General features: G+C 71.8%; 26 protein-coding genes. 12 read left to right on the plus strand and 14 right to left on the minus strand.

Annotated features, from left to right (window positions below):
* Positions 1-174: 174 nt before the first annotated feature.
* The 3 genes from AB0O53_RS35465 to afsQ1 are packed head-to-tail and all read right to left on the minus strand — an operon-like array spanning position 175 to position 2,967.
* A complete protein-coding gene (locus tag AB0O53_RS35465; RefSeq protein ID WP_365201175.1) occupies positions 175-813 on the minus strand; it encodes a hypothetical protein in 639 nt (212 codons plus the stop codon).
* Positions 806-2,392: a sensor histidine kinase gene (locus AB0O53_RS35470; RefSeq protein ID WP_403142723.1), complete on the minus strand. Its 1,587-nt coding sequence runs from the start codon at positions 2,390-2,392 to the stop codon at positions 806-808. Before AB0O53_RS35470 ends, AB0O53_RS35465 begins: the two co-directional genes overlap by 8 nt.
* Positions 2,290-2,967, minus strand: coding sequence for a two-component system response regulator AfsQ1 (gene afsQ1, locus AB0O53_RS35475; RefSeq protein WP_063754818.1), 678 nt, complete (start codon positions 2,965-2,967; stop codon positions 2,290-2,292). Before afsQ1 ends, AB0O53_RS35470 begins: the two co-directional genes overlap by 103 nt.
* Positions 2,968-3,167: 200 nt before the next feature.
* On the opposite strand from afsQ1, the gene AB0O53_RS35480 reads away from it, so the two are divergent.
* Positions 3,168-3,866 (plus strand): SigE family RNA polymerase sigma factor, encoded by a 699-nt coding sequence (locus AB0O53_RS35480; protein ID WP_351001551.1) that lies wholly within the window; start codon positions 3,168-3,170, stop codon positions 3,864-3,866.
* Between the two features lie 148 nt (positions 3,867-4,014).
* Here the strand turns inward: AB0O53_RS35480 and AB0O53_RS35485 are convergent, their stop codons facing one another.
* Positions 4,015-4,722, minus strand: a complete 708-nt coding sequence (locus AB0O53_RS35485) for a uridine kinase family protein (protein ID WP_351001553.1) — start codon at positions 4,720-4,722, stop codon at positions 4,015-4,017.
* 51 nt (positions 4,723-4,773) lie between these two features.
* Between AB0O53_RS35485 and AB0O53_RS35490 the strand changes: the two genes are divergently transcribed.
* Positions 4,774-5,121, plus strand: a complete 348-nt coding sequence (locus AB0O53_RS35490) for a hypothetical protein (RefSeq protein WP_351001555.1) — start codon at positions 4,774-4,776, stop codon at positions 5,119-5,121.
* A gap of 218 nt (positions 5,122-5,339) precedes the next feature.
* Here the strand turns inward: AB0O53_RS35490 and AB0O53_RS35495 are convergent, their stop codons facing one another.
* Genes AB0O53_RS35495 through deoC form a run of 3 tightly spaced genes read right to left on the minus strand, consistent with a single transcriptional unit; the run spans position 5,340 to position 8,633 of the window.
* Positions 5,340-6,236 (minus strand): aldehyde dehydrogenase family protein, encoded by an 897-nt coding sequence (locus tag AB0O53_RS35495; protein ID WP_365201180.1) that lies wholly within the window; start codon positions 6,234-6,236, stop codon positions 5,340-5,342.
* Positions 6,229-7,665 carry an aldehyde dehydrogenase family protein gene (locus AB0O53_RS35500; RefSeq protein WP_351001559.1) on the minus strand — a complete coding sequence of 479 codons (1,437 nt, stop codon included), beginning with the start codon at positions 7,663-7,665 and terminating at the stop codon, positions 6,229-6,231. Before AB0O53_RS35500 ends, AB0O53_RS35495 begins: the two co-directional genes overlap by 8 nt.
* Positions 7,666-7,670: 5 nt before the next feature.
* Positions 7,671-8,633: a deoxyribose-phosphate aldolase gene (gene deoC, locus AB0O53_RS35505; protein WP_351001645.1), complete on the minus strand. Its 963-nt coding sequence runs from the start codon at positions 8,631-8,633 to the stop codon at positions 7,671-7,673.
* A 267-nt stretch (positions 8,634-8,900) separates the two neighbouring features.
* Between deoC and AB0O53_RS35510 the strand changes: the two genes are divergently transcribed.
* The 5 genes from AB0O53_RS35510 to AB0O53_RS35530 all read left to right on the plus strand — a co-directional run bounded on the left by AB0O53_RS35510 (position 8,901) and on the right by AB0O53_RS35530 (position 12,210).
* A complete protein-coding gene (locus AB0O53_RS35510) occupies positions 8,901-9,881 on the plus strand; it encodes a hypothetical protein (protein WP_365201184.1) in 981 nt (326 codons plus the stop codon).
* Positions 9,882-9,972: 91 nt separating this feature from the next.
* A complete protein-coding gene (locus AB0O53_RS35515) occupies positions 9,973-10,593 on the plus strand; it encodes a class F sortase (RefSeq protein ID WP_351001563.1) in 621 nt (206 codons plus the stop codon).
* Positions 10,594-10,618: 25 nt separating this feature from the next.
* Positions 10,619-11,254: a PH domain-containing protein gene (locus AB0O53_RS35520; RefSeq protein ID WP_351001565.1), complete on the plus strand. Its 636-nt coding sequence runs from the start codon at positions 10,619-10,621 to the stop codon at positions 11,252-11,254.
* A 147-nt stretch (positions 11,255-11,401) separates the two neighbouring features.
* Positions 11,402-11,971 carry a VanZ family protein gene (locus AB0O53_RS35525; RefSeq protein WP_403142727.1) on the plus strand — a complete coding sequence of 190 codons (570 nt, stop codon included), beginning with the start codon at positions 11,402-11,404 and terminating at the stop codon, positions 11,969-11,971.
* A gap of 38 nt (positions 11,972-12,009) precedes the next feature.
* The gene (locus AB0O53_RS35530) at positions 12,010-12,210 is read left to right on the plus strand and encodes a PspC domain-containing protein (protein ID WP_351001569.1); all 201 of its coding nucleotides are present in this window, start codon (positions 12,010-12,012) and stop codon (positions 12,208-12,210) included.
* 16 nt (positions 12,211-12,226) lie between these two features.
* Here AB0O53_RS35530 and AB0O53_RS35535 read toward each other — a convergent pair whose 3' ends face one another.
* The 3 genes from AB0O53_RS35535 to AB0O53_RS35545 form a co-directional block, all read right to left on the minus strand.
* Positions 12,227-12,994 carry a hypothetical protein gene (locus AB0O53_RS35535; protein WP_351001571.1) on the minus strand — a complete coding sequence of 256 codons (768 nt, stop codon included), beginning with the start codon at positions 12,992-12,994 and terminating at the stop codon, positions 12,227-12,229.
* Between the two features lie 131 nt (positions 12,995-13,125).
* A complete protein-coding gene (locus tag AB0O53_RS35540; RefSeq protein ID WP_030964396.1) occupies positions 13,126-13,374 on the minus strand; it encodes a hypothetical protein in 249 nt (82 codons plus the stop codon).
* Between the two features lie 139 nt (positions 13,375-13,513).
* Entirely contained in the window at positions 13,514-14,662 is a 1,149-nt protein-coding gene (locus AB0O53_RS35545; protein WP_031149714.1) for an adenosine deaminase, read from the minus strand.
* A gap of 113 nt (positions 14,663-14,775) precedes the next feature.
* On the opposite strand from AB0O53_RS35545, the gene AB0O53_RS35550 reads away from it, so the two are divergent.
* The 3 genes from AB0O53_RS35550 (at position 14,776) to AB0O53_RS35560 (ending at position 17,274) form a co-directional block, all read left to right on the plus strand.
* A complete protein-coding gene (locus AB0O53_RS35550) occupies positions 14,776-15,510 on the plus strand; it encodes an alpha/beta hydrolase (RefSeq protein WP_351001574.1) in 735 nt (244 codons plus the stop codon).
* Between the two features lie 95 nt (positions 15,511-15,605).
* Positions 15,606-15,974, plus strand: a complete 369-nt coding sequence (locus AB0O53_RS35555; RefSeq protein WP_351001576.1) for a cupin domain-containing protein — start codon at positions 15,606-15,608, stop codon at positions 15,972-15,974.
* 226 nt (positions 15,975-16,200) lie between these two features.
* Positions 16,201-17,274 (plus strand): LuxR C-terminal-related transcriptional regulator, encoded by a 1,074-nt coding sequence (locus AB0O53_RS35560; RefSeq protein WP_365201191.1) that lies wholly within the window; start codon positions 16,201-16,203, stop codon positions 17,272-17,274.
* 103 nt (positions 17,275-17,377) lie between these two features.
* Here the strand turns inward: AB0O53_RS35560 and AB0O53_RS35565 are convergent, their stop codons facing one another.
* From AB0O53_RS35565 to AB0O53_RS35580, 4 genes are all read right to left on the minus strand, one after another.
* Positions 17,378-18,067, minus strand: coding sequence for a hypothetical protein (locus AB0O53_RS35565; protein ID WP_351001580.1), 690 nt, complete (start codon positions 18,065-18,067; stop codon positions 17,378-17,380).
* A complete protein-coding gene (locus tag AB0O53_RS35570) occupies positions 18,064-18,495 on the minus strand; it encodes a hypothetical protein (protein ID WP_351001582.1) in 432 nt (143 codons plus the stop codon). Before AB0O53_RS35570 ends, AB0O53_RS35565 begins: the two co-directional genes overlap by 4 nt.
* Positions 18,496-18,526: 31 nt before the next feature.
* Positions 18,527-20,851, minus strand: a complete 2,325-nt coding sequence (locus AB0O53_RS35575) for a glycoside hydrolase domain-containing protein (protein ID WP_351001584.1) — start codon at positions 20,849-20,851, stop codon at positions 18,527-18,529.
* A gap of 524 nt (positions 20,852-21,375) precedes the next feature.
* Complete coding sequence (locus tag AB0O53_RS35580) at positions 21,376-22,308, minus strand: LysR family transcriptional regulator (protein WP_403142699.1); 933 nt, start codon at positions 22,306-22,308, stop codon at positions 21,376-21,378.
* Positions 22,309-22,427: 119 nt separating this feature from the next.
* Here AB0O53_RS35580 and AB0O53_RS35585 point away from each other — a divergent pair, with 119 nt between their 5' ends.
* Complete coding sequence (locus AB0O53_RS35585; RefSeq protein ID WP_351001588.1) at positions 22,428-23,711, plus strand: MFS transporter; 1,284 nt, start codon at positions 22,428-22,430, stop codon at positions 23,709-23,711.
* An 89-nt stretch (positions 23,712-23,800) separates the two neighbouring features.
* Positions 23,801-24,511 carry a L,D-transpeptidase family protein gene (locus tag AB0O53_RS35590; RefSeq protein WP_365201197.1) on the plus strand — a complete coding sequence of 237 codons (711 nt, stop codon included), beginning with the start codon at positions 23,801-23,803 and terminating at the stop codon, positions 24,509-24,511.

Consider the following 24,511-nt stretch of genomic DNA (forward strand, 5'->3'; position numbering starts at 1 on the left):
GCCTGGCGGTGGCTGAGATCCGCCGTGACCGTGGCCAGTTCGGCCGGGTCCGTGATGGCCCAGAGACCGCGCGGGCACGCCGGACGGGCTGGATTCCAGCCCGTCCGGCGATTGAGGACCGGGGGTTCGGGGGCAGCGCCCCCGCAGCGGCGGTACGCCCGGCAGCGGGCCGGGTCAGCTCGGCGAGGCCGAGGGGCGGACGATCTCGCCCAGCGTCGGCACCGACTCCGGCCGGGAGCGGACCGCTTCCGTGCACTCCCACGCCCGCGGCGGATCGGCGTCCGGTCCGCCCAGGACCACCGGTCCCGGACCGGCCGACACCGTGTCGCTGCCCGCCAGCGTGCACACGATCTGCGACAACGCCACCGGCGGCAGGTCCTCCGGCTTGCGGCTGAGCCGCACCGTGCCCGCCGGGTCGCCCGGCTTCGGCGCACCCGCCGTCAGTCCGGCCGGCACCCCGGTCGAGAAGCCGGCGTCCCGCTCCTCCGCGCTCGGCGTCCGCTCCAGCGCCTCCAGCAGCGCCTGCGCGGCCTGCACGGCGGGATCGCGTACGGCGCCCTTCTCCGGCATCGCAACGATCCGGTCCACGCCCACCAGCTGCGACCCGCAGACCAGTTCCACGGTTGCCCGGAAGCCCGGCGCCCCGCTCTGCCCGGCCGGCTGCGCCGGGGTGTCGCACGAGACGCGCGACGGCGCCGCGCCCACGTCCACGGGCACGGTCGTCGCCCGGATCCCGCAGCCCGCGGTCGCCAGCAGCGCGATCCCGACGAGCGGGACCAGTACGGCCGGCACCGCCGGCAGGACCCTACGCATCCAGGTCACCCGTGATCGCCCTTCCCACGTCCACCGGCAGCCGCAGGGTGAACAGCGCCCCGGCGCCCGGCACGTTGGCCGCGGTGATGTCTCCGCCGTGGATGTGCGCGTTCTCCACGGCGATCGACAGTCCGAGCCCGCTCCCGTCCGACTTCGGCCGCGACGCGCTCGCCTTGTAGAAGCGGTCGAAGACGTGCGGCAGGACCTCCTCGGGGATGCCCGGCCCGTTGTCCTGGACCGCGATCACCAGCCAGTCCCCCTCCACGGTCACCGACACCCGCACCGGCGAGCCGCCGTGCTTGAGCGCGTTGCCGATCAGGTTGGCCAGGATCACGTCGAGGCGGCGCGGGTCGAGGCGGACCACGATGCCCCGCTCGGCGTCGAGTTCGACGGCGTCGAGCCAGGCCCGGGCGTCGATGCAGGCCGTGACCTGGTCGGCGACGTCCACGTCGTCCAGCACCAGCTTGGCCGTTCCCGCGTCGAAGCGGGTGACCTCCATCAGGTTCTCCACCAGGATGTTCAGCCGCCGGGTCTCGCTGACCACCAGCGCCACCGCCGGTGCGATCATCGGATCGAGGTCTTCGACCTCCTCCTCCAGCACCTCGGCGACCGCCGTCAGCGCCGTCAGCGGCGTGCGCAGTTCGTGCGACATGTCCGCGACGAAGCGCCGGCTGGCCTCCTCCCGCGCGCTCATGTCGGCGACCTTCTTCTCCAGCGCCTCGGCCGTCTTGTTGAAGGTGCGCGACAGGTCGGCGAGTTCGTCGGTGCCCGACACGTCCAGGCGGTGGTCGAGTTCGCCCTCGCCGAGCCGCCGCGCCGCGTCCCCCAGCCGCTGTACGGGCTTGAGCACGGTGCGGGCCGCGGCCTGTGCGAGCAGCGCGGAGCCGAGCAGGGCGAGGATGGTCGCGATGGTCAGCGACCAGGCGAGCGCGTTGAGGTCGTCCCGCTCCTGGGCGAGGGACTTGTACATGTAGCCGGTCGGCCCGCCGCCCACGATCCGCGTGCCGCCGACCAGGTACGGGTTGCCGCGCGGCTTCGTGCGCTGCCAGTACACGTGGTACTCGGCGTCGTTGGCCGCGGTCGTCTTCTGACGGTCGTTCACCGCGTTCTGCAGGGACTTCGGGACGTCGGTCAGCCGGAAGTTGTCGGGACCGGCCGCGCCGTACGTCAGGCGGTTGTCCTTGCCCTCCTGCACGAGCAGCACGCTGTAGCCGGGGCTGCTGCCCGCCATCAGCTCGGCGGTGCGCTGCAGCTCCTCGGGCGTCGGGTCGGCGGGCAGCGCGGCGGCACGGTTCTGCATCTCCTGCCGGAAGTCGCCGAGGGCGGCCTCCTGGACGCGGGTGAGCACGGCCTCGCGGTTGAGCCAGTAGGCGATCCCGGACGCGGACACCGCGGCCGTCAGGGCGACCAGCGCGAAGACGACGAGGAGCCGCAGCCGCAGGCTGGTCCAGCGCCGGCCCGCGAGCAACGAGCGGATCACTGCGGGGAGTCCAGGCGGTAGCCGACGCCGCGGACCGTGCGGATCAGGGTGGGTGAGGAGGGCACGTCCTCGACCTTGGCGCGCAGCCGCTGGACGCAGGCGTCGACGAGCCGCGAGTCGCCGAGGTAGTCGTGCTCCCAGACCAGGCGCAGCAGCTGCTGGCGGGAGAGCGCCTGGCCGGGCCGGCGGCTCAGTTCGAGGAGCAGGCGCAGCTCGGTCGGCGTGAGCTGGAGGTCCTCGCCGTTCTTCGTCACGGTCATGGCGGCACGGTCGATGACCAGGGAGCCGAAGCTCGCCGAATCGCTCGACTCGCGTTCGCCGCGGCGCAGTACGGCCCGGATGCGGGCGTCGAGGACCCGCCCCTGGACGGGCTTGACCACGTAGTCGTCGGCTCCGGACTCCAGGCCGACGACCACGTCGATGTCGTCGCTGCGCGCGGTGAGCAGGATGATCGGCAGCTGGTCGGTGCGGCGGATCCGGCGGCACACCTCGAAGCCGTCGATCCCGGGCAGCATCACGTCCAGCACGATCAGATCCGGCCGCTGCTCGCGCAGCAGTTTCAGGCCGTCCTCGCCCGTCGCCGCGGTGGCCACACGGTGGCCCTGGCGTGACAGGGAGAGTTCGAGGGCCGTGCGGATGGCGTCGTCGTCCTCGATCAGCAACAGGAAAGGCACGGGCTCATTCTGTCTCATGGCCCGTCGGGAGTTCGACCGTCGGGCGGGGGAGATCCTGCGGGAGTCCGCGGCGGCGGTCGCGACGGTCGCTGTGACAGTGCTGTGACAGTCGACGGACACCCCGGTTAAGTCGGCCGGGCAATCTTCTACTCAACGCACAGCGATCCGAAGCAGAGACACTCCACGACGGGGGGCGCGAGATGAACACGCTGCACAGCACCACCACCAGCGCGGTTGTCACGCGGCTGCACGATGTGAACCGCCGGGCGGGTGTCCGTTCGGTGGCGGTCGCCCGGCCCCGGCCGGCCCACGTCGTAGCCATTGACGCACACCAGTACCAGGCGGTTCCCGCCCAGCAGCAGACCCCGTCCTCGACGTCCGAGGCGGAGTTCACCGCCTACGTCCAGGAGCGGCGCGCCGCGCTGTACGCGACGGCCTTCCACCTCACCGGTGACCGTTACGAGGCCGAGGACCTGCTGCAGAGCGCGCTGTTCTCCACGTACCGCGCCTGGGACCGGATCAGCGACAAGGCGGCGGTCGGCGGCTACCTGCGCCGCACCATGACCAACCTGCACATCAGCGCGTGGCGTCGGCGCAAGCTGAACGAGTACCCGACGGAGGAGCTGCCGGAGACGGCCTCCGACACGGACGCGATGCGCGGCACGGAGCTGCGCGCGGTGCTGTGGCAGGCGCTGACCCGGATCCCGGAGCCGCAGCGCACGATGCTGGTGCTGCGCTACTACGAGGGCCGTACGGACCCGGAGATCGCGGAGATCCTCGGGATCAGCGTCGGCACGGTGAAGTCGAGCATCTGGCGCTCGCTGCGGCGCCTGCGGGAGGACGAGTCGTTGAGCTTTGGGCGCGACGAGGCGGAGTCCTTCGAGGAGCTGGTCGCCTGAGGGCGGTCGGCAGCACCACATGAACCACCCCGGCCACGGGGGACCGTCTTGCGGGGGTGAGACGGCGGCCAACGGGGGAGAAAGCGCGGGATCGGTCGGCCGGGGGTCCGACCGGTCCCGCGCACCCTTTTCTGGGCCCGTGCGGCGCCTACGCCGCGGCGGGGGTCGTGGAGCGGTGGCGGCCGGCGGCGGCGGACGCGAGCCGGCCGAGTGCCTCGTCGGGGCCGCAGGCGTGGGCGCCCAGTTCCACGTGGCGGGCCACGATGCCCCGCTCGGCGCGCATCAGGCGCCAGCCGCGCCGGAGCAGGAACAGCACGGACTTGCGGCCCTCGCGCAGATCGCGGGCGAGCCGGCGGCGGAAGGTGGTCGAGGGGCGTCCGCGCAGGCAGATGGCGTCCGCGAGGAGGCCGAGTTCCTGGCAGCGGGCGGCCACGTCCGCGGCGAAGATGCCCTCCGCGATGAACAGCGGGGTGCGGGCGATGTCGAGGGTGTCCCAGCCGGTGCGGGAGCTGGTGGCGATGTCGTAGACCGGCACGTCCGTCCGTCCCGACGCGCACAGCTCGGCGATCGCGGCGACGGCGGTGTCGGCGTCCCACGAGAGCGGGGAGTCCCAGTCGATGTCGGAGCTGCCCTCCACCAGCGGCAGCGTGGGGTCGTCGGCTTCCTTGTAGAAGTCGTCGAGGCGCAGCACGGGCAGCCCGGAGCGGGCGGCCAGCGAGGATTTTCCGGAGCCCGACGGACCGGTCAGCAGAACGACTCGCGTCGGCGAAGGAGAGGAAGAGCTCACGGGACACCAGTCTGAACCATTCCCCCGGGTAGGGGATCCTCCCGGTGACCGGTTGGTGTCCAGGAACACACCTCCACTACGCTGCGTGCGCACGCGACTACGACCACAGGCGGGATCCCCATGGCACGTCACGCAGCCCCTTCGGCACCGAACCGGCTCCGCAGCGCGGGCCTGACCCTCTCGATGGCAGGTGCGGCCCTGGCGATGGCCGCGGGCGGCGCGCAGGCCGGTGAGCTGGACGTTCCGGCGGCCGTGGCCGGGGTCACGGACCCCATCGCGAACCTCAAGGTGAACCCGCTGGCCCACACCGGTGTGGACCCGCTGGACAACGGGGTCGCCACCAAGGTCGCGGACTTCCCCGCGGTGGGCACCACGGCGGTCACGGGGATCCTCACCCAGGGCCCGTCGGTGGGTGAACTCCCCAAGGCGGCGGTCTCGTCCCTCCTGGGCCCCCTGGCCCCCCGCTGACGCCTCCGGGCCCTCCGGCCCCCGGCGAGTGAGCCGAAGGCGGCGCGCCGGCGAAGGCGGGCGAGCGCCCGGAGGAACCGCGAGGCACGAGCGGTTTCGAGGACGTACGTCCGCCTGGAGCCGGCAGAAGCGCCGCCGGAGGCGAACCGAGCCGGAAATGAAGGAGGCCCCGGCAGCGCGGGGGACGCTGCCGGGGCCGGTCTCGCAGGGCTGCGGTCCTAGTAGGACGAGCCGCCCGCGCCCAGCGACCCGGTGGGGTGCCAGACGGTCTTGGTCTCCAGGAACGCCGTCATGCGGGAGGTGCCCGGGTCGGCGCTCCAGTCGTCCACAGGCTGTGGACGCAGGACGCGCTTGAGGTTGTCGGCCGCCGCGATCTCCAGCTCCTTGGCGAGCGCCGCGTCGGCGCCGGCCAGGTCGATCGCGTTGACGTCCTGGTGGGACGCCAGGTGCGGGCCCATCTCGGCGGCCTTGCCGGAAAGGATGTTGACCACGCCGCCGGGCAGGTCGGAGGTGGCGAGCACCTCGCCCAGCGACAGCGCGGGCAGCGGGGACTTCTCGGAGGCGATCACGACGACGGTGTTGCCCGTCGCGATGACCGGGGCGATCACGGAGACCAGGCCCAGGAACGAGGAGTCCTGCGGGGCGACGACGGTGACGACACCGGTCGGCTCCGGGGTGGAGAGGTTGAAGAACGGGCCCGCGACGGGGTTGGCCCCGCCCACGATCTGGCCGATCTTGTCGGTCCAGCCCGCGTACCAGACCCAGCGGTCGATGGCCGCGTCGACGACGGCGGCGGCCTTCGACTTGGACAGGCCCTCGGCCTCGCCGACCTCGCGGACGAACTGCTCGCGGCGGCCCTCCAGCATCTCGGCGATGCGGTAGAGGATCTGGCCGCGGTTGTACGCGGTCGCGCCGGCCCAGCCGCCGAAGGCCTTGCGCGCGGCGACGACGGCGTCACGCGCGTCCTTGCGGGAGGACAGCGGGGCGTTGGCCAGCCACTTGCCCTTGGAGTCCGTCACCTCGTACACCCGGCCGCTCTCGGAGCGGGGGAACTTGCCCCCGACGTACAGCTTGTAGGTCTTGAAGACGTTCAGACGCACAGAGGACTCAGACATCGAGGTAGGCCTCCAGACCGTGGCGGCCGCCCTCGCGGCCGAAGCCCGACTCCTTGTATCCGCCGAAGGGCGAGGTCGGGTCGAACTTGTTGAACGTGTTGGCCCACACCACACCGGCGCGGAGGTGGTTCGCGACCGCGAGGATGCGCGAGCCCTTCTCCGTCCAGATGCCGGCGGACAGGCCGTACTGGCTGTTGTTGGCCTTGGCGACGGCCTCGTCGGGCGTGCGGAAGGTCAGCACGGACAGCACCGGGCCGAAGATCTCGTCGCGGGCGACGGTGTGCGCCTGGGTGACGTTGCTGAAGAGCGTCGGGGCGAACCAGTAGCCGGCGGACGGCAGCTCGCACGCCGGGGACCAGCGCTCGGCGCCCTCGGCCTCGCCGGTGTCCGCGAGCGCGGTGATCCGGGCGAGCTGCTCGGCGGAGTTGATCGCGCCGATGTCGGTGTTCTTGTCGAGCGGGTCGCCCAGGCGCAGCGTGGAGAGGCGGCGCTTGAGGCTGTCCAGCAGCTCGTCGTGGATCGACTCCTGGACCAGGAGGCGGGAGCCCGCGCAGCAGACCTGGCCCTGGTTGAAGAAGATGCCGTTGACGATGCCCTCGACGGCCTGGTCGATGGGGGCGTCGTCGAAGACGATGTTGGCGCCCTTGCCGCCCAGCTCCAGGGTGACCTTCTTGTCGGTGCCGGCGATCGAGCGGGCGATGGCCTTGCCGACCGCGGTCGAGCCGGTGAAGGCGACCTTGTTGACGTCCGGGTGCTCGACGAGGGCCGCGCCCGCGTCGCCGTGACCGGTGAGGATGTTGACGACGCCCTTGGGCAGGCCGGCCTGGCGGCAGATGTCCGCGAAGAAGAGCGCGGAGAGCGGGGTGGTCTCGGCGGGCTTCAGGACGACCGTGTTGCCGGTGGCGAGCGCCGGGGCGATCTTCCACGCGAGCATGAGCAGCGGGAAGTTCCACGGGATGACCTGGCCGGCGACGCCGAGCGGGCGGGGGTTCGCGCCGTAGCCGGCGTGGTCGAGCTTGTCGGCCCAGCCCGCGTAGTAGAAGAAGTGCGCGGCGACCAGCGGGAGGTCCGCGTCGCGGGTCTCCTTGATCGGCTTGCCGTTGTCCAGGGTCTCCAGGACGGCCAGCTCGCGGCTGCGCTCCTGGATGATCCGGGCGATGCGGAAGAGGTACTTGGCGCGCTCGGAGCCGGGCAGCGCGGACCACTTCTCGAAGGCCTTGCGGGCGGCCTTCACGGCGCGGTCCACGTCGGCGGCGCCGGCCTGGGCGACCTCGGAGAGGACCTCCTCGCTGCTGGGCGAGACGGTCTTGAAGACCTTGCCGTCGGCGGCGTCGGTGAACTCGCCGTCGATGAAGAGCCCGTAGGAGGGGGCGATGTCGACGACCGAGCGGGACTCGGGAGCCGGTGCGTACTCGAAGAGGGATGCCATGGTGATCAGTCCACCGTCACGTAGTCGGGACCGGAGTAACGGCCGGTGCTCAGCTTCTGGCGCTGCATCAGCAGGTCGTTGAGCAGGCTGGAGGCGCCGAAGCGGAACCAGGTGTTGCTCAGCCAGTCCTCGCCCACGGTCTCGTTGACCAGGACCAGGAACTTGATCGCGTCCTTGGTGGTGCGGATGCCGCCGGCCGGCTTCACGCCGATCTGGATTCCAGTCTGCGCCTTGAAGTCGCGGACGGCTTCGAGCATGAGCAGGGTGTTGGCGGGGGTGGCGTTGACGCCCACCTTGCCGGTCGACGTCTTGATGAAGTCGGCGCCCGCGAGCATGCCGATCCAGGAGGCGCGGCGGATGTTGTCGTAGGTCGACAGCTCGCCGGTCTCGAAGATGACCTTCAGGCGGGCGGCGCTGCCGTCGGGGCGGACGCAGGCCTCCTTGACGGCCTTGATCAGCTCGTACGTCTCCAGGTAGCGGCCGGCGAGGAAGGCGCCACGGTCGATGACCATGTCGATCTCGTCGGCGCCGGCGGCGACGGCGTCACGGGTGTCCGCGAGCTTGACGGGCAGCGCGGCGCGGCCCGCCGGGAAGGCGGTGGCGACGGAGGCGATCTTGACGTCGGCCCCGTTCAGCGCGGCCTTGGCGGTCGCCACCATGTCGGGGTAGACGCAGACGGCGGCCGTCATCGGGGTCGTGCGGTCGGTCGGATCGGGATGGACGGCCTTGGCGGAGAGCGCCCGGACCTTGCCCGGGGTGTCCGCGCCTTCCAGCGTCGTCAGGTCGATCATCGAGATGGCCAGGTCGATGGCGTACGCCTTGGCCGTCGTCTTGATCGAACGGGTGCCGAGGGAGGCCGCGCGGGCCTCCAGACCGACAGCGTCGACGCCGGGCAGCCCGTGCAGGAAGCGGCGCAGCGCACTGTCGGACGTCGTCACGTCAGCGAATGCGGTGAGGGTGGTGGGCATGGTCACCAGATGAGCATATCTACGCGCGTAGCGACCTGTCACCCCCCTCGCCCGGTTCTGGCCCATTGCTATGGAATCGACACCTCCGATACGACACCCGTTCGCCCGTTACGCGACCATGACAGGAGGCGGATGGTCCGCCCGCACACGATCCATAGATTCGTCTTCAGCAGCCCGCCACACCTGACCCGGTGAACCAGGCCGAACAGACGCAACGCGGCATGCGGCTCTCCTTCCACTCGCCCGCCCATGCTTCAAGGAGTCGTTATGCGTACCGCCCTCCGCACCTCCGTCGTCACCGTCGCCCTCGCCGGCGCGATGCTCGTCCCGGCCGCGGGCACCGCGTTCGCGGCGACGGCCACGGCCACGGCCCCTCAGTCCGTCTCGGCCCCGGCCTCGGACAACAGCCGCTACGAGGGCGAGCCGGTCTACATCGGGGAGGGTCTGGTCGCGGTGCTGCGCAACAAGGCGGAGGGTCCCGAGGCGTGGATCCGCGAGGTCGGCCCCCAGTGGAAGCCGGGCGACACCTACATGGTCCGCGTCGTCACGAAGCTGGACCGGACCCTGCCCCACGACACGGCCAAGGGCCTGGACCTCGAACTCACCAAGGCCGCGAGCGCCCGTCCCGTGCTCGTCGTCACCGCCGCGGACGGCCGCGCCACGTCCTACCCGCTGCCGGCGGGCGAGGCGAGCACGGACTGCCGGGTCGGGCCGGTGGGGCAGGAGATCGGCGCGGGCATGTCGGCCGAGCTGTACCTCTCCGAGCTGGGCCCGAAGGTGCTGCTCTTCGAGGCCGGCGACGGCGGCCGCGACTTCGCCCGGCTGGACCGCACCCACCCCTCACTGCCCGAGTCCGCCGGCTTCATCGCGCGGATCGTGAACCCGAGCGGTGCCAGGCCCGTCTTCGAGTGGAAGACGCAGGGCGGCAGCGACACGGTCGGCCGGGTCGCCTTCCCGGCGTTCCCCCAGGGGTGCAAGCCGGGCTACGCGTTCACCGACGACAAGCCGGTGACGAAGCCCGCCACCCCCGCCCCGGCCGCCACCCCCGCCACGGTGAAGCCGCAGACCGCAGGTCAGACGTCGGTGGTCCCGAAGGGCCCCGTCGCCGCGGGCGCCGAGCTCCCGGCCCGGACCGCCGCGGACACCGTCGACACCGCGACCATGACGGCCGGCGCCGCGCTGGTCGCCGCCTTCGGCGCGCTGGCCGCCAGCGTGGTCCTGCGCCGCCGCCACGGCGCCCGCGACTGACTCCCCCGCGTCCCCGGCCTCCTGCCCTCCTGCCCTCCTTCGGCGGGCCACCGATCCGGTGGCCCGCCGCACGCCGTTCCCGGAGCACTCCATGGCCCACCGCGTCCGCCCGCTGCTCGCCGCCGTCCTCCTGGCCGCCGCCCTGACCGGCTGCGGCGCCGCCACCACCGGCGCGGCCACCACCGGCGCCCCCGCCGCCGGCCCGACGCCCGCCGTCACGCCCACCGCCGCCCCGGCGGCACCCGCCGCGGCCGCCCCGCTGCCCGCCTCCGAGCCCGTACGCGTGACGATCCCCGCGGCCGGGGTGGACACCTCCCCCGTGCTCCGGCTGGGGCTGGCCGCCGACGGCACCGTGGAGGTGCCCTCCGTGGCCGACGCGGACAGGATCGGCTGGTACACGAAGGGCGTCACACCAGGCGAGACGGGTCCGGCCGTGCTGATCGGCCACTTCGACACCGCCCGCGGCCCGGCCGTGCTGAAGGACGTCTCGCGCGTGCGCGCCGGCGAGGAGATCACGGTCGCGCGGGCCGACGGGACCACCGCCGTCTTCCGCGTCCGCGAGCTGGAGCAGGTCTCCAAGGACCGGTTCCCGACCGCCAAGGTGTACGGGGACACCACCCGCCCGGAGCTGCGCGTCATCACCTGCGGCGGCGAGATCACCGACGGCCACCGGCCCGACAACATCATCCTGTACGCCGATCTCGTGGGCTGAGACGGCGTGGGGCAGAATCGACCCCATGAGCAGCCAGCAGCCGACCGATGAACCGGTCTACGACGACCGGGTCTACCGCTCCTCCATGGGCGTCGTGTCGGGGGTGCTGCTGCTCGCGCTGACGGCGTGGCTCTGCGGGGACGCCGTGGTGCGCGGCTCGGGGAACACCCCGTGGATCGCCCTGGCGGCGGCGCTGTGCGCGGTACCGCTGATCGTGGCGTTCACGATCCGCCCGGCCGTCTTCGCCAACGACGACCGGATGCGCGTGCGGAACCCCTTCCGGATCATCGAACTGCCCTGGGCCGCCGTGGACGCCGTGCGCTCCGGCTACTCCGCGGAGGTACTGGCCGAGGGGTCGAAGTACCAGCTGTGGTCCGTGCCCGTCTCGCTGCGCGAGCGGAAGAAGGCCAACCGCCAGCGCCTGCGGTACGAGGGCATGCGCGACCGGGAGGACCGGGCCCCGGGCGAGAAGCTCCGGGCCCCGGCCGAGCCGATGCGGGCCAGCGCGGACCGGATCGTCGACGAGCTCCAGAGGCTGGCCGAGCGCGGGGCCGAGCGGCCCGGCGCCCAGGGCGCCGTACGCGTGCACTGGTCGTACGAGATCATCGCGCCCGCCGTGGCCGGCGCGCTGCTGCTGATCGTCCTGATCGCCCTCCGCTGACCGGGCCGGCGGGCGGCATCCCCATCCGGCGCCCGGCGCCCGGCATCCGCATCCGTGCCCGGCGCCCGGCACGGATCGTGCCCGCCGCCACACCTCCGGGGCGGAACCAGGGCTACCAGGTGACGCGTCCTCGCAGGTGTGCAGCGTATTGAGGCCGACGGCGCTCCCGCCGGCGCCACCGCGATCCCCCTCCGTCTCCGACTCATCGCCGGGGTCCTTCTCGCCGCCCATCTCCTGGTCGTCGGCTGGCTGACCCTGCGCCCCCTCGACGTCCCCTGGGCCGCCGCCGGCAATCTGACCCCGCTGGAGGGGATCCGGGCCGACCTCGCCCTCGGGCCGCTGGAGGCCGCCCGGCGGATCGGCGAGGGCGTCGCGCTGCTGGCCCCGCTCGGGGTGCTGGTGCCGCTCGTCAGCGGGCGGCTCTGGCTGTCGCGGCTGGCCGAGTGGTCCTCCCTGGTGCGGACCACGGCCGCGGGCGCGCTGGTCTCGCTCAGCATCGAGATGCTCCAGAGCGGGGTCCCGGGCCGGGTCGTCGACGTGGACTCGGTCCTGCTGAACACCCTCGGCGTGCTGCTGGCGCACGCGGCCGTCGTACCGGCGCTGCGGGCACGGATGCGCCGCTCACACGCCGCTTATCAGGGGGACACCCCGAAGATTTCCAGGGTCGGGCTCGGCCCGTGGACCGACGTTCTGTCGGCGGTCCAGCGGGAGTATTGAGTCATCGCAAGAAAGCGATCCCGACGAAGGAGAACCCCATGAGCGCCCTGGTCCGCCCCCGTGACGGCCGTTGGATCGGCGGAGTCTGCGCCGGACTCGCACGGCGTTTCGGAATTTCCGCGAACGCGATGCGCGCCATATTCGTCGTCTCGTGCCTGCTGCCCGGCCCGCAGTTCCTGATCTACATCGCGCTCTGGGTGCTGCTGCCGAACGAGAAGTCGTCGTCGGCCGCCTGGTAGCGGGACCGGCCGCCGCTCAGCCGGCCTTGCGGACCTTCTCCAGCTGCTTGTCGGTCACTTCCTGCGGTACCAGGGCCTTCTGCTGGCCCCCCGCCACGTTGAGGGCCATCAGCCGCACGACGGTGTCGCCCTCGCGCACGACGACCAGGTGGACCTGGGCCGAGACGCCCTGGCCGGCCGCGGTCGTGGTCCAGCTGACGCTCTCGTCACCGCTCGTGCGGTAGTCGGCGGTGCGGACCTCGCGGTAGCTGCCGGTCTGCTTGTCGACCGTGGCGGAGAAGCCCGCGCCGCAGGCGGCCACGGCGGCCTTGAGCCGGGCGATCAGCGCCTTCGCGTCGGCCTCGGAGTAGGAGCTGACGGAGGCGGAGACCGCGAGCCCCATCTGCTTCTGGGAGCCGATGCCCCGGTTGACGGTCTCGCGCGCGGCGGGATCCGGCTTGTCGCCCATGATGTCGGCGAGCGGCTGGCAGGCCTTCTTGTCGGCCTGCGGCTGGCCGTCCGGGGCATTCGGGTTCTTGCCCTGGGCGGAGATCTGGTAGCCGGCCAGGTCGCCCTGGGTGAGCGCGGAACGCTCCAGCTTGGTGCCGCCGGTCTTCGCCGGGGCCGATCCGGCCGGGTCCGGGGACGCCGCGGGGGCGCCGGGCGCGCCGCCGGCGCTGCCCTCGGACCCCTTGGGGTCGGGGGACCTTCCCGTCGCGGGGGCGTCCGTACTGCTGCACCCCACCGCGGCGAACAGCAGGGCGGGGACCAGTGCGACCAGTGTCGCTCGTGCCTTCATGCGCATGACCGAGAACCTCATACCCCGTGCGTCGGCGGGCAGTTGGTGGTGATCGTGGCACACCGCACGGCGGCACACACACCTCGTCGAAGGGGCGTGCGACCGCCGCGCGTGCGTTCGTCCGTCTCGCGTCGGCGTCAGCCGTTGAGGGCGCCGGTGACCGGGCCCAGCAGGCCGGTGACCGCCGCGGTGGGGTCGCTCGGCTGCCCCTCTTCGGCCTTCATCTGCTGCTGGCTGGTGACGCCCTCGAGCGCGCCGGTGGCGGTGCCGAGCGCGTCGGTGATGCCGATGGCGGGAACGGCGGCGGAGGCGGTACCGGCGGCGACGGCGGCGAGGGCGGCACCGACGGCGGCGGCACCGAGGAACTTGGCAGCTGACTGCTTCATGAAAAGTATTCCTTGCGACGGGGAATTGAGCGGCTCCGCAAACTAGTCACTTCAAACCCCGGCCCGCAAACGTCCGTTCATACGAGAAAGCGCCCGGAAATTGCCTCTCCCGGGCGCTTTCAGTACGTCATGCCATGGCCTAGGCCGAGACAGAACCGCTGGTGGAAGCGGTCTGACGGAACAGCCACTCCGACTTCAGCTCCGCGTAGCCGGGCTTGATGACCTCATTGATCATGGCCAGTCGTTCATCGAAAGGAATGAACGCGGACTTCATCGCATTGACGGTGAACCACTGCATGTCGTCCAGCGTGTAGCCGAAGGTGTCCACGAGGTGCTCGAACTCGCGGCTCATGCTGGTGCCGCTCATCAGGCGGTTGTCGGTGTTGACCGTGAGCCTGAAGTGCAGCTTGCGCAGCAGGCCGATCGGGTGCTCGGCGTACGAGGCGGCCGCGGCCGTCTGCAGGTTCGAGGTCGGGCACATCTCCAGGGGGATGCGCTTGTCCCGGACGTAGCTGGCCAGGCGGCCCAGCTTGACCGAACCGTCCTCGGCGACCTCGATGTCGTCGATGATCTTCACGCCGTGACCGAGGCGGTCGGCGCCGCACCACTGCAGGGCCTGCCAGATCGACGGCAGGCCGAAGGCCTCGCCCGCGTGGATCGTGAAGTGGTTGTTCTCGCGCTTGAGGTACTCGAAGGCGTCGAGGTGACGGGTGGGAGGGAACCCGGCCTCGGCACCGGCGATGTCGAAGCCGACCACGCCGTTGTCGCGGTAGCGGTTGGCCAGCTCCGCGATCTCCAGCGCGCGGGCCGCGTGACGCATCGCGGTCAGCAGGGCGCCGACGCGGATGCGGTGGCCGTTGGCCTTGGCGCGGCGCTCGCCCTCGCGGAAGCCGTCGTTCACGGCCTCGACGACCTCTTCGAGGGTCAGGCCGGCTTCCAGGTGCTGCTCGGGGGCGTAGCGGATCTCGGCGTACACGACGCCGTCCTCGGCCAGGTCCTCGGCGCACTCGGCGGCGACGCGGAAGAGGGCCGCCTTCGTCTGCATGACCGCGCAGGTGTGCGCGAAGGTCTCCAGGTAGCGCGGCAGGGAGCCGGAGTCGGCGGCCTCGCGGAACCAGATGCCGAGCTTGTCGGCGTCGGTCTCGGGGAGGTTCTCGTAGCCGACCTCGCGGGCCAGCTCGATGATGGTCCCGGGACGCAGTCCACCGTCGAGGTGATCGTGCAGGAGCACCTTCGGGGAACGACGGATCTGATCCGGGGTCGGCAGGTTGGGGGTCTCGCTCGTCATCTGCGCACTCTACTCCTACGCGCGTAGAGCGTCGTGTCCCCTGCGGGCGTCGATATGTAACAGAGACCGCGCGTACGGATGGCGTACACCCGAAGGTCTGAGACTGTTCCGCCATGGCACAGCATGCGCCGCCGGCGCGCGGGGCCCGCCTGGGGCGGGCGGCCGGCGCGAGAACCGGCTCGGGTCCGACGTTGTCCCCGGTCAACGGGGTGGTGCTCCTGCTTCCCGGGGCGTCCAGATTATCCCCCGGTCCCCTGCGTCCGCTCGCGCGGGCGCTGGCCCGGGCGGGCGGCAGGGACGGCCTCGTCACGCACACCGTCATCCACGGCGGGGACGCGGCGCGGGAGGAGCAGGCACGGTGGGCCGCGGACGAGGTGGTGCGGCGGTACGGAGACGTGCCGGTGTGCCTGGCCGGCTACGACGCGGGCGGCCTGGCCGCACTGCGGGCGGCGGGCCACGGGGCCGTCAACGCGGTCCTGGCACTCGCCCCCTGCCTGGGGGAGGGCGCGCCCGCCGACTCCCCTGAACCGGTGAAACACCTCTCGGGGCGGCAGGTGTTGATCGTGCACGGCACCAACGACGCCCGCAGCGACCCGGAGACCTCCTTCCGGCTGGCGGAGCGGGCGAAGAAGGCGAACCGCTCGACCTGCCGGTTCGAGGTGCACTCGGACGGGCACGGGCTGCGCGAGCACCAGGCGGAAGTGGTGGCGCTGGGCGTGGACTTCGTCCTGGGCGCGGTCTTCTCGGGGCGGTACTCGCGCCCCGTCACGGACGCCCTGGCCGCGCCGCCGCCGCTGGGCCTGCGGATGCCGCTGGCCTCCGGCTTCGGGAGGTCGCTGCGGGGGTGAGGATCCGGCCGGGACAGCGGCGGCGAAGCGGGCTCCGCGGCGTACCGTGAGAAGTGGACTCGGGGTGCTCGCTCCTCTCCCGGAGGCGATCCGCCATGGCCGCAATCGACCGCAGGAACTTCGACCAGCCGGACGAGACCAGGCCGTTCGTCGGCGGCATGGGCCGTCTGGACCTGGTGGACACCGGGGACGGGGCGGTCGGGCGGGCCGTCTTCCTGCCGGGCTGGAAGTGGTCGGAGCACGTCCAGCCGCTGGCCGGGACGGACAGCTGCCGGTCCGACCACACCGGGTACGTCGTGAGCGGCCGCATGAGGGTCGTCATGGACGACGGGGAGAGCGCCGAATTCGGTCCGGGCGACTACATGCGGGTGCACCCCGGGCACAACGCCTGGGTGGTGGGCGACGAGCCCTGCGTGACGCTGGACTGGACCGGCTTCTCCGACTACGCCAGGCCCTCCGGCTGACGCCCCCCGGCGCCGGCCGTCGCGCGCCGGTCCGTCCGTACCCGCCGTTCCGCCCCCTCTCGGTCGGATGGCACGGATGGACCGGCGCGACCGCGTTCCCCCTTCACGCCGTGTGACCACTGTGCCGGGTCGGCATATGCCGAATGGGTCTTCTCAGGCGTCGTCTTGCCGCCTTGCGGGAACACGAGGGGTTTACGAACCGGTCCAGACCGGGACGAATACACACATGCCAGCCGAGGGAACCGGAGCGTCCGGGGCGGCCGCCGGGGCACCCGGCGGGTCCGGGGAGCTGACCCCCGCCGCCCGGCGCCTGTACGACTACGCCGTCGAGCGGCACGCCTTCGACGCGGACGAGGCCACCCGGGCCCTCGGCGTGCGGGCGGCCGCCGCGATCACCGAGCTGGCCGCCGCGCACCTGCTCCAGCGGGCGCCGGGCGGCCGGCCGGACCGGTGGAGCGCCGTGGCGCCGCGGGCGGCGGCGGCCCGGGCCCTGGCTCCGCTGGCCCTGCTGGTACGGGAGACCCACGACGAGATGGACCGGCTGCGCGGGCGGCTGGAGTCGCTCGTGCCCGCGTACGAGGCGGGCACCGCGCACCGGGACCTGAGCGGGGCCGGGCACCTGGAGCTGGTCACGGACCTCGGCGCCGTGCGGGGGCTGATCGCGGAGCTGGCCGCGGCGTGCGAGCAGGAGCTGCTGACCTCGCAGCCGGGGGGCGGCCGTCCGCCGGAGACCCTGGAGGAGTCGATCGGGCGGGACGAGTCGCTGCTGGCGCGCGGGGTCCGGATGCGGACGATCTACCAGCACACGGCCCGGTACTCGCGGCCCACGGCCGCGTACGTGGAGCGGGTGACGGCGCTGGGCGCGCAGGTGCGGACACTGGGCGACGGGCTGATGCGGATGCTCGTCTTCGACGGGCGGACGGGGCTGATGGCGGTGCCGGACCGCAGCGGTGCGGCGCTGGTGGTGCGGGAGCCGAGTGTCGTGCACTTCATGACGTCGGCCTTCGAGCGGTCGTGGCTGAGTGCGGAGCCCTTCCCCACGTCGGTGAGCCCGGAGGCGGCGCGGTCGATCTCGGACGAGCTGCGGCAGACGATCGTACGGCTGCTGTCGGAGGGGCTGGAGGACAAGGTGATCGCGCGCCGCCTCGGCATGTCGGAGCGGACGTGCCAGCGCCACATCGCGGAGATCATGCGGGCGGTGGGCGCCAAGTCCCGTTTCCAGGCAGGCTACTTGCTGTCGCCGCGCCCCGCCCCGGCCCCGCCGGACCGGTGCGGCCCGGACCGGCTGTACCGGTCGTAGCGGGCCGGACGGGGCGGATCAGGGCACGGGCGCCCAGCCCCGCCCCGCCCGACCGGGCGGGCGGGCGGGGCGGGGCGGGGCGGACGGGGCGGGGCGGGGCGGCTCAGGCCTTCTGGCTCTCCGCCAGCGCCTTGGACTCCTTCACGCGCTTGGGGTCCTCGACGTTCTGGGTCCCGGCGCCCTTGCTCGGCGTCGTCTGCCACGCCCTGAGCTTGGCCGCGACCTGCTTGAGCTGCTGCGACTGCGGCGGCACGTCGATGAAGAACGCGGATTCCATGGCCGGCTTCATGTCGCCACCCCACTTCACCACGCCCTCCAGCTCCGCGAGGATGTCGCGGATCGCCGTGACCTGGTACGGGAAGAAGTTCCCCGCGACTCCCAGCGGGTAGGTCTCCGGATACAGCGCCAGTGCCGTTCCGGACAGGTGGTTGGACTCGAAGTCCGCCCTGACCTTGCGATCGGCGCGGTGGCCGACGATCTCGCCCCGGTCGCTCTCCAGCCGGGCGACGTCGTAGTGGAAGCGCTGCGCCAGGTAGGCAAGGACCGTCGCGGTGTCTCCCGTGCGCAGGACGACGGTGAGGCCGGTTCCCTGGATGTCGCAGGCACCGGTGATCGCAGAGCGCGCGCCCGGGATGCTCCAGCCGTTCGCCGAGGTCCCCCTGCGCCACGTGGTGTCGGCGGCGGACGCGGTGGCCGGAGCCAGCAGCGCGCCCGTGCCGGAGACCAGTGCGGCTCCGGCGGCGACCCCGGTGAACTGCTTGAGTACGACGCGACGTGAGAATGCGTGGGTCATGAGGTCCCTTCGGGAAGGTGTCGTGCCCGCCGGTACGTGAACACGGAGGCACAGGTCAGGACGACGGCGAGACCGGCCAGTACGTGGACGGACACGTTGATCGACGCGGAGACGTGCTCCACGGTCGAGCCGTCGGAGTAGATGCAGGCGTTGCGAAGGGGCCAGTAGTCCTGGTCCAGGCTCGCCAACCGGGCGCCGGACGCGCCCGTGTCCTCGCACAGGGCGGGGAACGGTCCGCCCAGGGTGACGGAGAACCAGCCGTAGCAGTACACGGCCGCGGCCGCGGAGGCGGAGATCACGGCGAGCAGCGCGGCGATCCTGGACGGCGGGCGCGGCGGGTTCCTCAGCATGAGGAACAGCACCAGGGCGCACGCCGGCACGGCCGCCGCGCTCACGAGCAGGAGCAGGCCGATCAGAGCCATCTGCATTGCGTCATCTCCTTGTCCGGGGCACCGGGCTTCAGCGCGTCGCCTGCTGGTCGATGAGACGCTGCAGGACCTCGGCGAATCCGCGGTAGAACTCGTCCATCACGGAGTCCGACTCCAGCCAGGGCTTCTTGTGGATCGGGCAGTTCCGGTCGATCAGCAGGGCACGCGTGGCCGACAGGAGGACGTCGGAGATGCTGTCCTCCAGGAACGCCTTCGCCGTCTTCTTGACGCCGTCCGTGGTGTTGCCGAACCGGGCCTTCTTGAAGTCGCTGAAACGCGTCCGGTGCCCGCCCTCGACCAGGATCTTCCTGAGTTCGGCGACGACGTTCGTGCCGCCGGCCTTCAGCCGGGTGGCGACCGTGAACCCGTCGATGTCCTCGATCAGGTCGCTGAGCGAGAAGGTGGACGCGACGTCCGGCCTGGCCAGCGTCCTGCGGCAGAAGTCCAGGGGGGAGGCGTTGTCCGAACGGCTCCACTCCCCGTAGAAGGTCAGCAGGTCCCCGCCCCAGCTGGCGAGCTCGGCGCGGTTCGCCTTGCCCACGCCGGCGTTCCCCTTGAGGAAGTACCCGGCGGCACTCGCGATGAGGTGGTCCGGGCTGATGGTGACGCCCATCGACGGGTCGCTGTACGCCTGCTCCCTGGCGCGGCCGAGTCCCCGTCCGGTGGCGAACTGGATGAAGGCGCCGTCCACGTCGCCGAACAGGCTGCCCCAGCGGGAGTCCGTGTACTTGTCCCAGCGCATGAACTGCAGGCACAGCTCGTTCGCGTCGCCCTTCCCGTACGCGACGGCGGCGTCGTAGACCTTCTGCGCGTACGCGATGAACTGGTCGACCGATGCGTTTCCGGACTGGTTGACCGAGTTCTGGCCGAAGTCGGAGCCCTCGCGGTGTGCGACCCGGTCCAGTGCGAAGGAGTCCGAACCCGCGACGAAGTTGAACTCCTTGATCTGGTTGAACGCCCAGTTCTGCGGGAGGGGGAATCCGAGGTTGCCGGAGAATCCGTAGGACATGCCCGAGACGTACGCGTACGGCACGAAGGCGCCTCCGGCGACGCTGGAACAGACGTTCCGGGAGCCGTAGACACCGGTGATGTACTTGCTTCCGTTGGCCTTCAGGGCGTCGTTCACACCGATGAAGTAGTCGACGATCCGGCTCATCTCCGCCTGCGTGGCGTCATAGTCGACCGCGAAGTAGATCACTGTGCTCCGGTTGAACCCGTAGCCTTCGGCCCGCTCGTGCGCCCGGCGCCCGTGCGCGTACCCGTTGGGGTAGGAGAAGTCCGCGAGCTTGCGCGCGTCATACTGCCAGATCGGGATGACCCTCAGGCCGGCGGCGAAGATCGCTTCCAGTTCTCCGGGCTGGATCTCCTTGTTGAGGGTGCTGTCGGCCGGCTCGTCGAGGTAGCGGCCCACGGCGCGGTAGCCGGCGGCGTGGAGCGCCTTCGCCCGGGAGGCGGTGATGGTGAAGCGGGTGTCGCAGCAGTTGACGTCGCGATCGGGGTTTCCGTAGGAGACCAGCAGCTGCGCCCAGGTGTCGAAGTCGGACTTGCCCGTCACGCGGAGCGCCGAGAAGTCCTGGAACTTCCGCACCCAGCTCGCGAGCTTCGGGCCGAACTCGTAGCTGAAGCTGGCGATGTCACCGCTCGTGTTCGAGGGTCCGTTCGCCACGCAGGCGGCGGAGAACAGCTGCACCCACGTACCGGAGTCCCCTTCGGCGAGCGTGTGGGCGCGCAGGCCGGCTTCCGTGCCGGGCCCGAAGATGCCGTTGGCCGAGCCCTCGGCGATCCCCGACTCGTACTGGATCGCCTTCATCAGGGCCTGCTGGACGTCACGGGAGAAGAACCCGTCGCACGGGCCTATGAAGAAGGTCGACTTCTTCCAGTAGCGGGCGTTGAGCCACCGCTGGACCAGGCGGATCTGCTCCAGTCCGCCGGACAGGAAGATGTAGGCGTCCATGGTGAGAAGGGCCTTGAAGACCTTGGCCGGCAGGGCATTGCCGATGTCCGCCGCGTCGAGGCCCATGTCCTGCATCATCGTCTTGAAGCCGAAGAGGGTGAGGTTGGAGACCTCGCCGTCGATGGCTCCGGCGCTGTAGCCCTTGCAGTAGAGCCCGCACTGGATGATCTTGACGATGTTCTTGTTCGGCTCGCCGGGCTTGATGGGCCCTCTGGCGGCCAGCGTCGACAGCGTGGTGGGACCGAAGGCGTTGGAGAGCGCCGTGATCCCGAGTTCGTGCTGCAGCGCACGGGTCAGGGAGTACATCGTGTTCCACCCCGTCTTCCCGTCCTCCGCCACGGGGTTGTAGCCGGCGACGCCCTTGTACGTCGCATTGACCCATTTCTGGGCCTGAAGAACCATTTGGTCAGCCATGGCGGCAGTCCGCTTTCGTCGATACCTGCGGGGGATCGGCGACCCCCGCCGGTCGCGATCAGCGACCGGTCTCGGCATCCCGAATCCGGCTGAGAGTCCCAGCGGGCCGCCACCTGCGGCCGGTCGGACGACCGACATCCCCCCTGGCGGTCGGTCGCCCTGCGCAATGACGCAGACCGGCACCGCGACGCCCCCAAGTGCGCAGTTGCGGGCAGGCTTGGATGGCGCCGACTCCACCCGCACCCTGTGGTCGGGTCATGGTGCGGATGTGAGCGGCCGTCGCGGTCGGCGGTTGGGGAAGCATAGCCACGCGGGCGGACTGACGTTCGAGTGTTTTCCCCGGCCAGGGCCCGGTCCGGGCGATCCAAGGCCCGGTAAACCGGCTGCGGAGCCGCTGCATTGGCGGCTCGTCCGCACAACTCGCTTCTTCCCGGCCTTCGTCGGCGTGGCCGACGGTGCGTCAAAATTTGGCCGGATCCATGCCTTGCTCAGGTACCTCCGGCCGCGTCCGCCTACGCCTCTCCCGTGCCGGCCGGGCCGGAGTCGTCCGGGATGAGGCGGCCGCGGCGGGAGAGGAGGAAGCGCTTGAACTCGGCGACCGGCGGGGTGTCGGGGTGGCCGTCGAGCCAGGCCACGCCGATCTCGCGGACGGCGCGCGGGGCGGTGACGTTCAGCTCGACCACCCCGGGGCGGGCCACCGCGGGGGGCGGCAGCAGGGCCACGCCGAGGCCGGCGGCGACCAGGCCCCGCAGGGTCTCGGCCTCCTCGCCCTCGAAGGCGACGCGGGGGGTGAACCCGGCCTCCGCGCAGAGGTCGTCGGTGATGCGGCGCAGGCCGTAGCCGGCCTCCAGCGTGACGAAGGTTTCCTCCGCGGCCTCGGCGAGGCGGATGCGCTTGCGGCCCGCGAGGCGGTGGTCGTCGGGGACGACCAGGCGCAGCCGCTGTTCGTCGAGGCGGCGGGCGACGAGGTCGGGGGCGTCCGGGAGCGGCGAGGTGAGGCAGAGGTCGAGTTCGCCGGCGCGCAGTTTCTCCAGCATGGCCTCCCCGTAGTTCTGGACCAGGGAGAAGCGCACGCGCGGGTGGTCGGCGCGGAAGGCGCGGATGAGGCCGGGTACGGTCTCGGGGCCGAGGGTGTGCAGGAAGCCGAAGGCGACCTTGCCGAAGGCCGCGTCGGCGTCCTGCTGGACGGACTCGGCGGCGTGGGTGATGCCGTCGAGGGCCTGTTCGGCGGAGGCCAGGAAGGTGCGGCCGGCCGTGGTCAGGGCGACGGTGCGGCCCTTGCGGGCGAACAGGGACACGCCCAGGTCCTGTTCGAGGCGGACCATGGCCCGGGACAGGGTGGACTGCGGTACGCCCAGCTCCTGGGCGGCGCGGGTGACGTGCTCGTGCCGGGCGACCGCGACGAAATACGCCAGCCGGGGCGCCAGCGAGGTTGTCACCGCCATGTCTTCTACGTAACGGTTCGTCGACATCCGCGCTCCTGACCTTTACTGATGCGACAGTGGATCGATTATCGCGATTCTGTGCATTGGACGCATGAAAAACACCGGCCTACCGTCGAAGCATGCCTCCCGTTCATACCGGGGCACCCGTCACACCGGGTGCCTCCACCGCGTCGTCCCCCGCACCGGAACCCCACTCCCCCGGCCGCCCCGGCTACCGCCGGATGAGCTTCGCGCTCTTCGCCGCCGGACTGGCGACCTTCGCCCTCCTCTACTCCACCCAGGCACTGCTGCCGGCGATCTCCGGCGACCTGGGGGTCACGGCGGGTCAGGCCAGCTGGACGGTGTCCGCGGCCACCGGCGCCCTGGCGCTGTTCGTGCTCCCGCTCAGCGCGCTCTCCGAGCGGTTCGGCCGCACCCGGATGATGACCTGGTCGATGGCGGTCGCCGTCGGCGTCGCGCTCCTCATCCCCTTCGCGCCGAACCTGGAGTGGCTGGTGGTGCTGCGGGCCGTGCAGGGTGCGGCGATCGCCGGCGTTCCGGCCTCCGCGATGGCGTACCTGGCGGAAGAGGTCCGGCCGCGGGCGCTGGTGGGCGCGATCGGCCTGTTCGTGGCGGGCAACTCCATCGGCGGCATGAGCGGCCGCCTCGTCACGGGCTGGGCGGCGCAGCTGGGAGGCTGGCGGGCGGGTCTGGCCGCCGTCGCCGTGATGGCGCTGGCCTGCGCCGTGGTCTTCCTGGTGATGCTGCCGCGGGCGCGGTTCTTCCGCCCGGCGTCGCTGAACCCGCGCGCGGTGGGCCGTACCGTCGCCGGTCATCTGCGTGATCCGCTGCTGCTGCGGCTGTACGGGATCGGCGCGCTGTTCATGACGGTCTTCGGCGCGGTCTACACCGTGATCGGCTACCGCCTGGTGGACGAGCCGTTCTCGCTCGGCCAGGGCGTGATCGGGTCGATCTTCCTGATCTACCTGGTCGGTACGGTGTCCTCCGCCGTCGCCGGCAAGCTGGTGGCCCGTACGGGGCGGCGCGGCGCGCTGTACCTGGCCGTGACCACCACGGCGCTGGGGCTGCTGCTGTCGCTGTCGGACTCCCTGGTGACGATCGTGCTGGGGCTGGTCCTGATCACGGCGGGCTTCTTCGCCGGGCACGCGGTGGCCTCGGCCGCGGTGAGCCGGACCGCGAAGACGGGCCGCGCCCAGGCCTCGGCGCTCTACCAGTCGGCGTACTACCTCGGTTCCAGCGCGGGCGGCACCCTCGGCGCCCTCGCCTACCACGGGGCCGGCTGGGCGGGCACGGTCGGCATCGCGCTGCTCGCGGTGCTCGGCGTCGTCTCGATCACCCTGTACGGGACGCACGCGGCCCGCGCACAGCGGCGCGTACCGGCTTCCGCAGCGGGCGCGCGCTGACGGGACTTCGCTTCCACCGGAGGCAACCCCTGCTCGTTTTCCGGGCATTCAACACGGAGAACGAAGTGCGGTGAGCAGGGGAGGACCGGATGGGGACGCGGAAGGCGCGCGGACGCGCAGGTCGGCGCGCGGCGGTGTGGGGCGGGGCGGTGGCGCTGGCGCTGCCGTTGGTGGTGGCGGGAGGCGGATCGGCAGGGGCCGCCTCCTGCAACCTGTCCACCGGGCCGTACCAGCGCCAGGTGGAGAAGTTCCTGGGGCGGCCCGTGGACGGGAGGCAGTCGGCGGCCGACTGCACGGCCGTCAGGGCGTTCCAGTCCCGGCACGGGATCAGCCCGGCCCAGGGCTACGCCGGGCCGCTGACCTGGCAGGCGATGAACACGATGCTGGCCCAGCGGGCGGCGGGCAGCACCCCGAACCGGGCGGGCGACTGCCCGGTGAACCGGGGGCGGATCGCCTGCGTGGACCTGACGCGGCAGCTCAGCTGGATCCAGGACGGCGCCGCGCTGAAGTACGGTCCCGTCCCGGTCCGCACCGGCAAGGACGGCACGGAGACCCGGACCGGCCTGAAGAAGATCTACCACCGCAGCATCGACCACTGGTCGACGGTCTACAACGTGTCCATGCCGTACGCCCAGTTCTTCGACGGCGGCATCGCCTTCCACTCGACCACCAAGAGCATGTGGAACCCGCCCGGTTCGGGCGGCTGCGTGAACATGCGGTCCGCCGACGCCAAGGCGTACTGGAACCTGCTCGGCAAGGGCGAGGACGTCTACGTGTACGGCCGCAAGCCGGGCACGTAG

The sequence above is a fragment of the Streptomyces erythrochromogenes genome, assembly GCF_040684695.1.
GTDB lineage: Bacteria > Actinomycetota > Actinomycetes > Streptomycetales > Streptomycetaceae > Streptomyces > Streptomyces erythrochromogenes_C.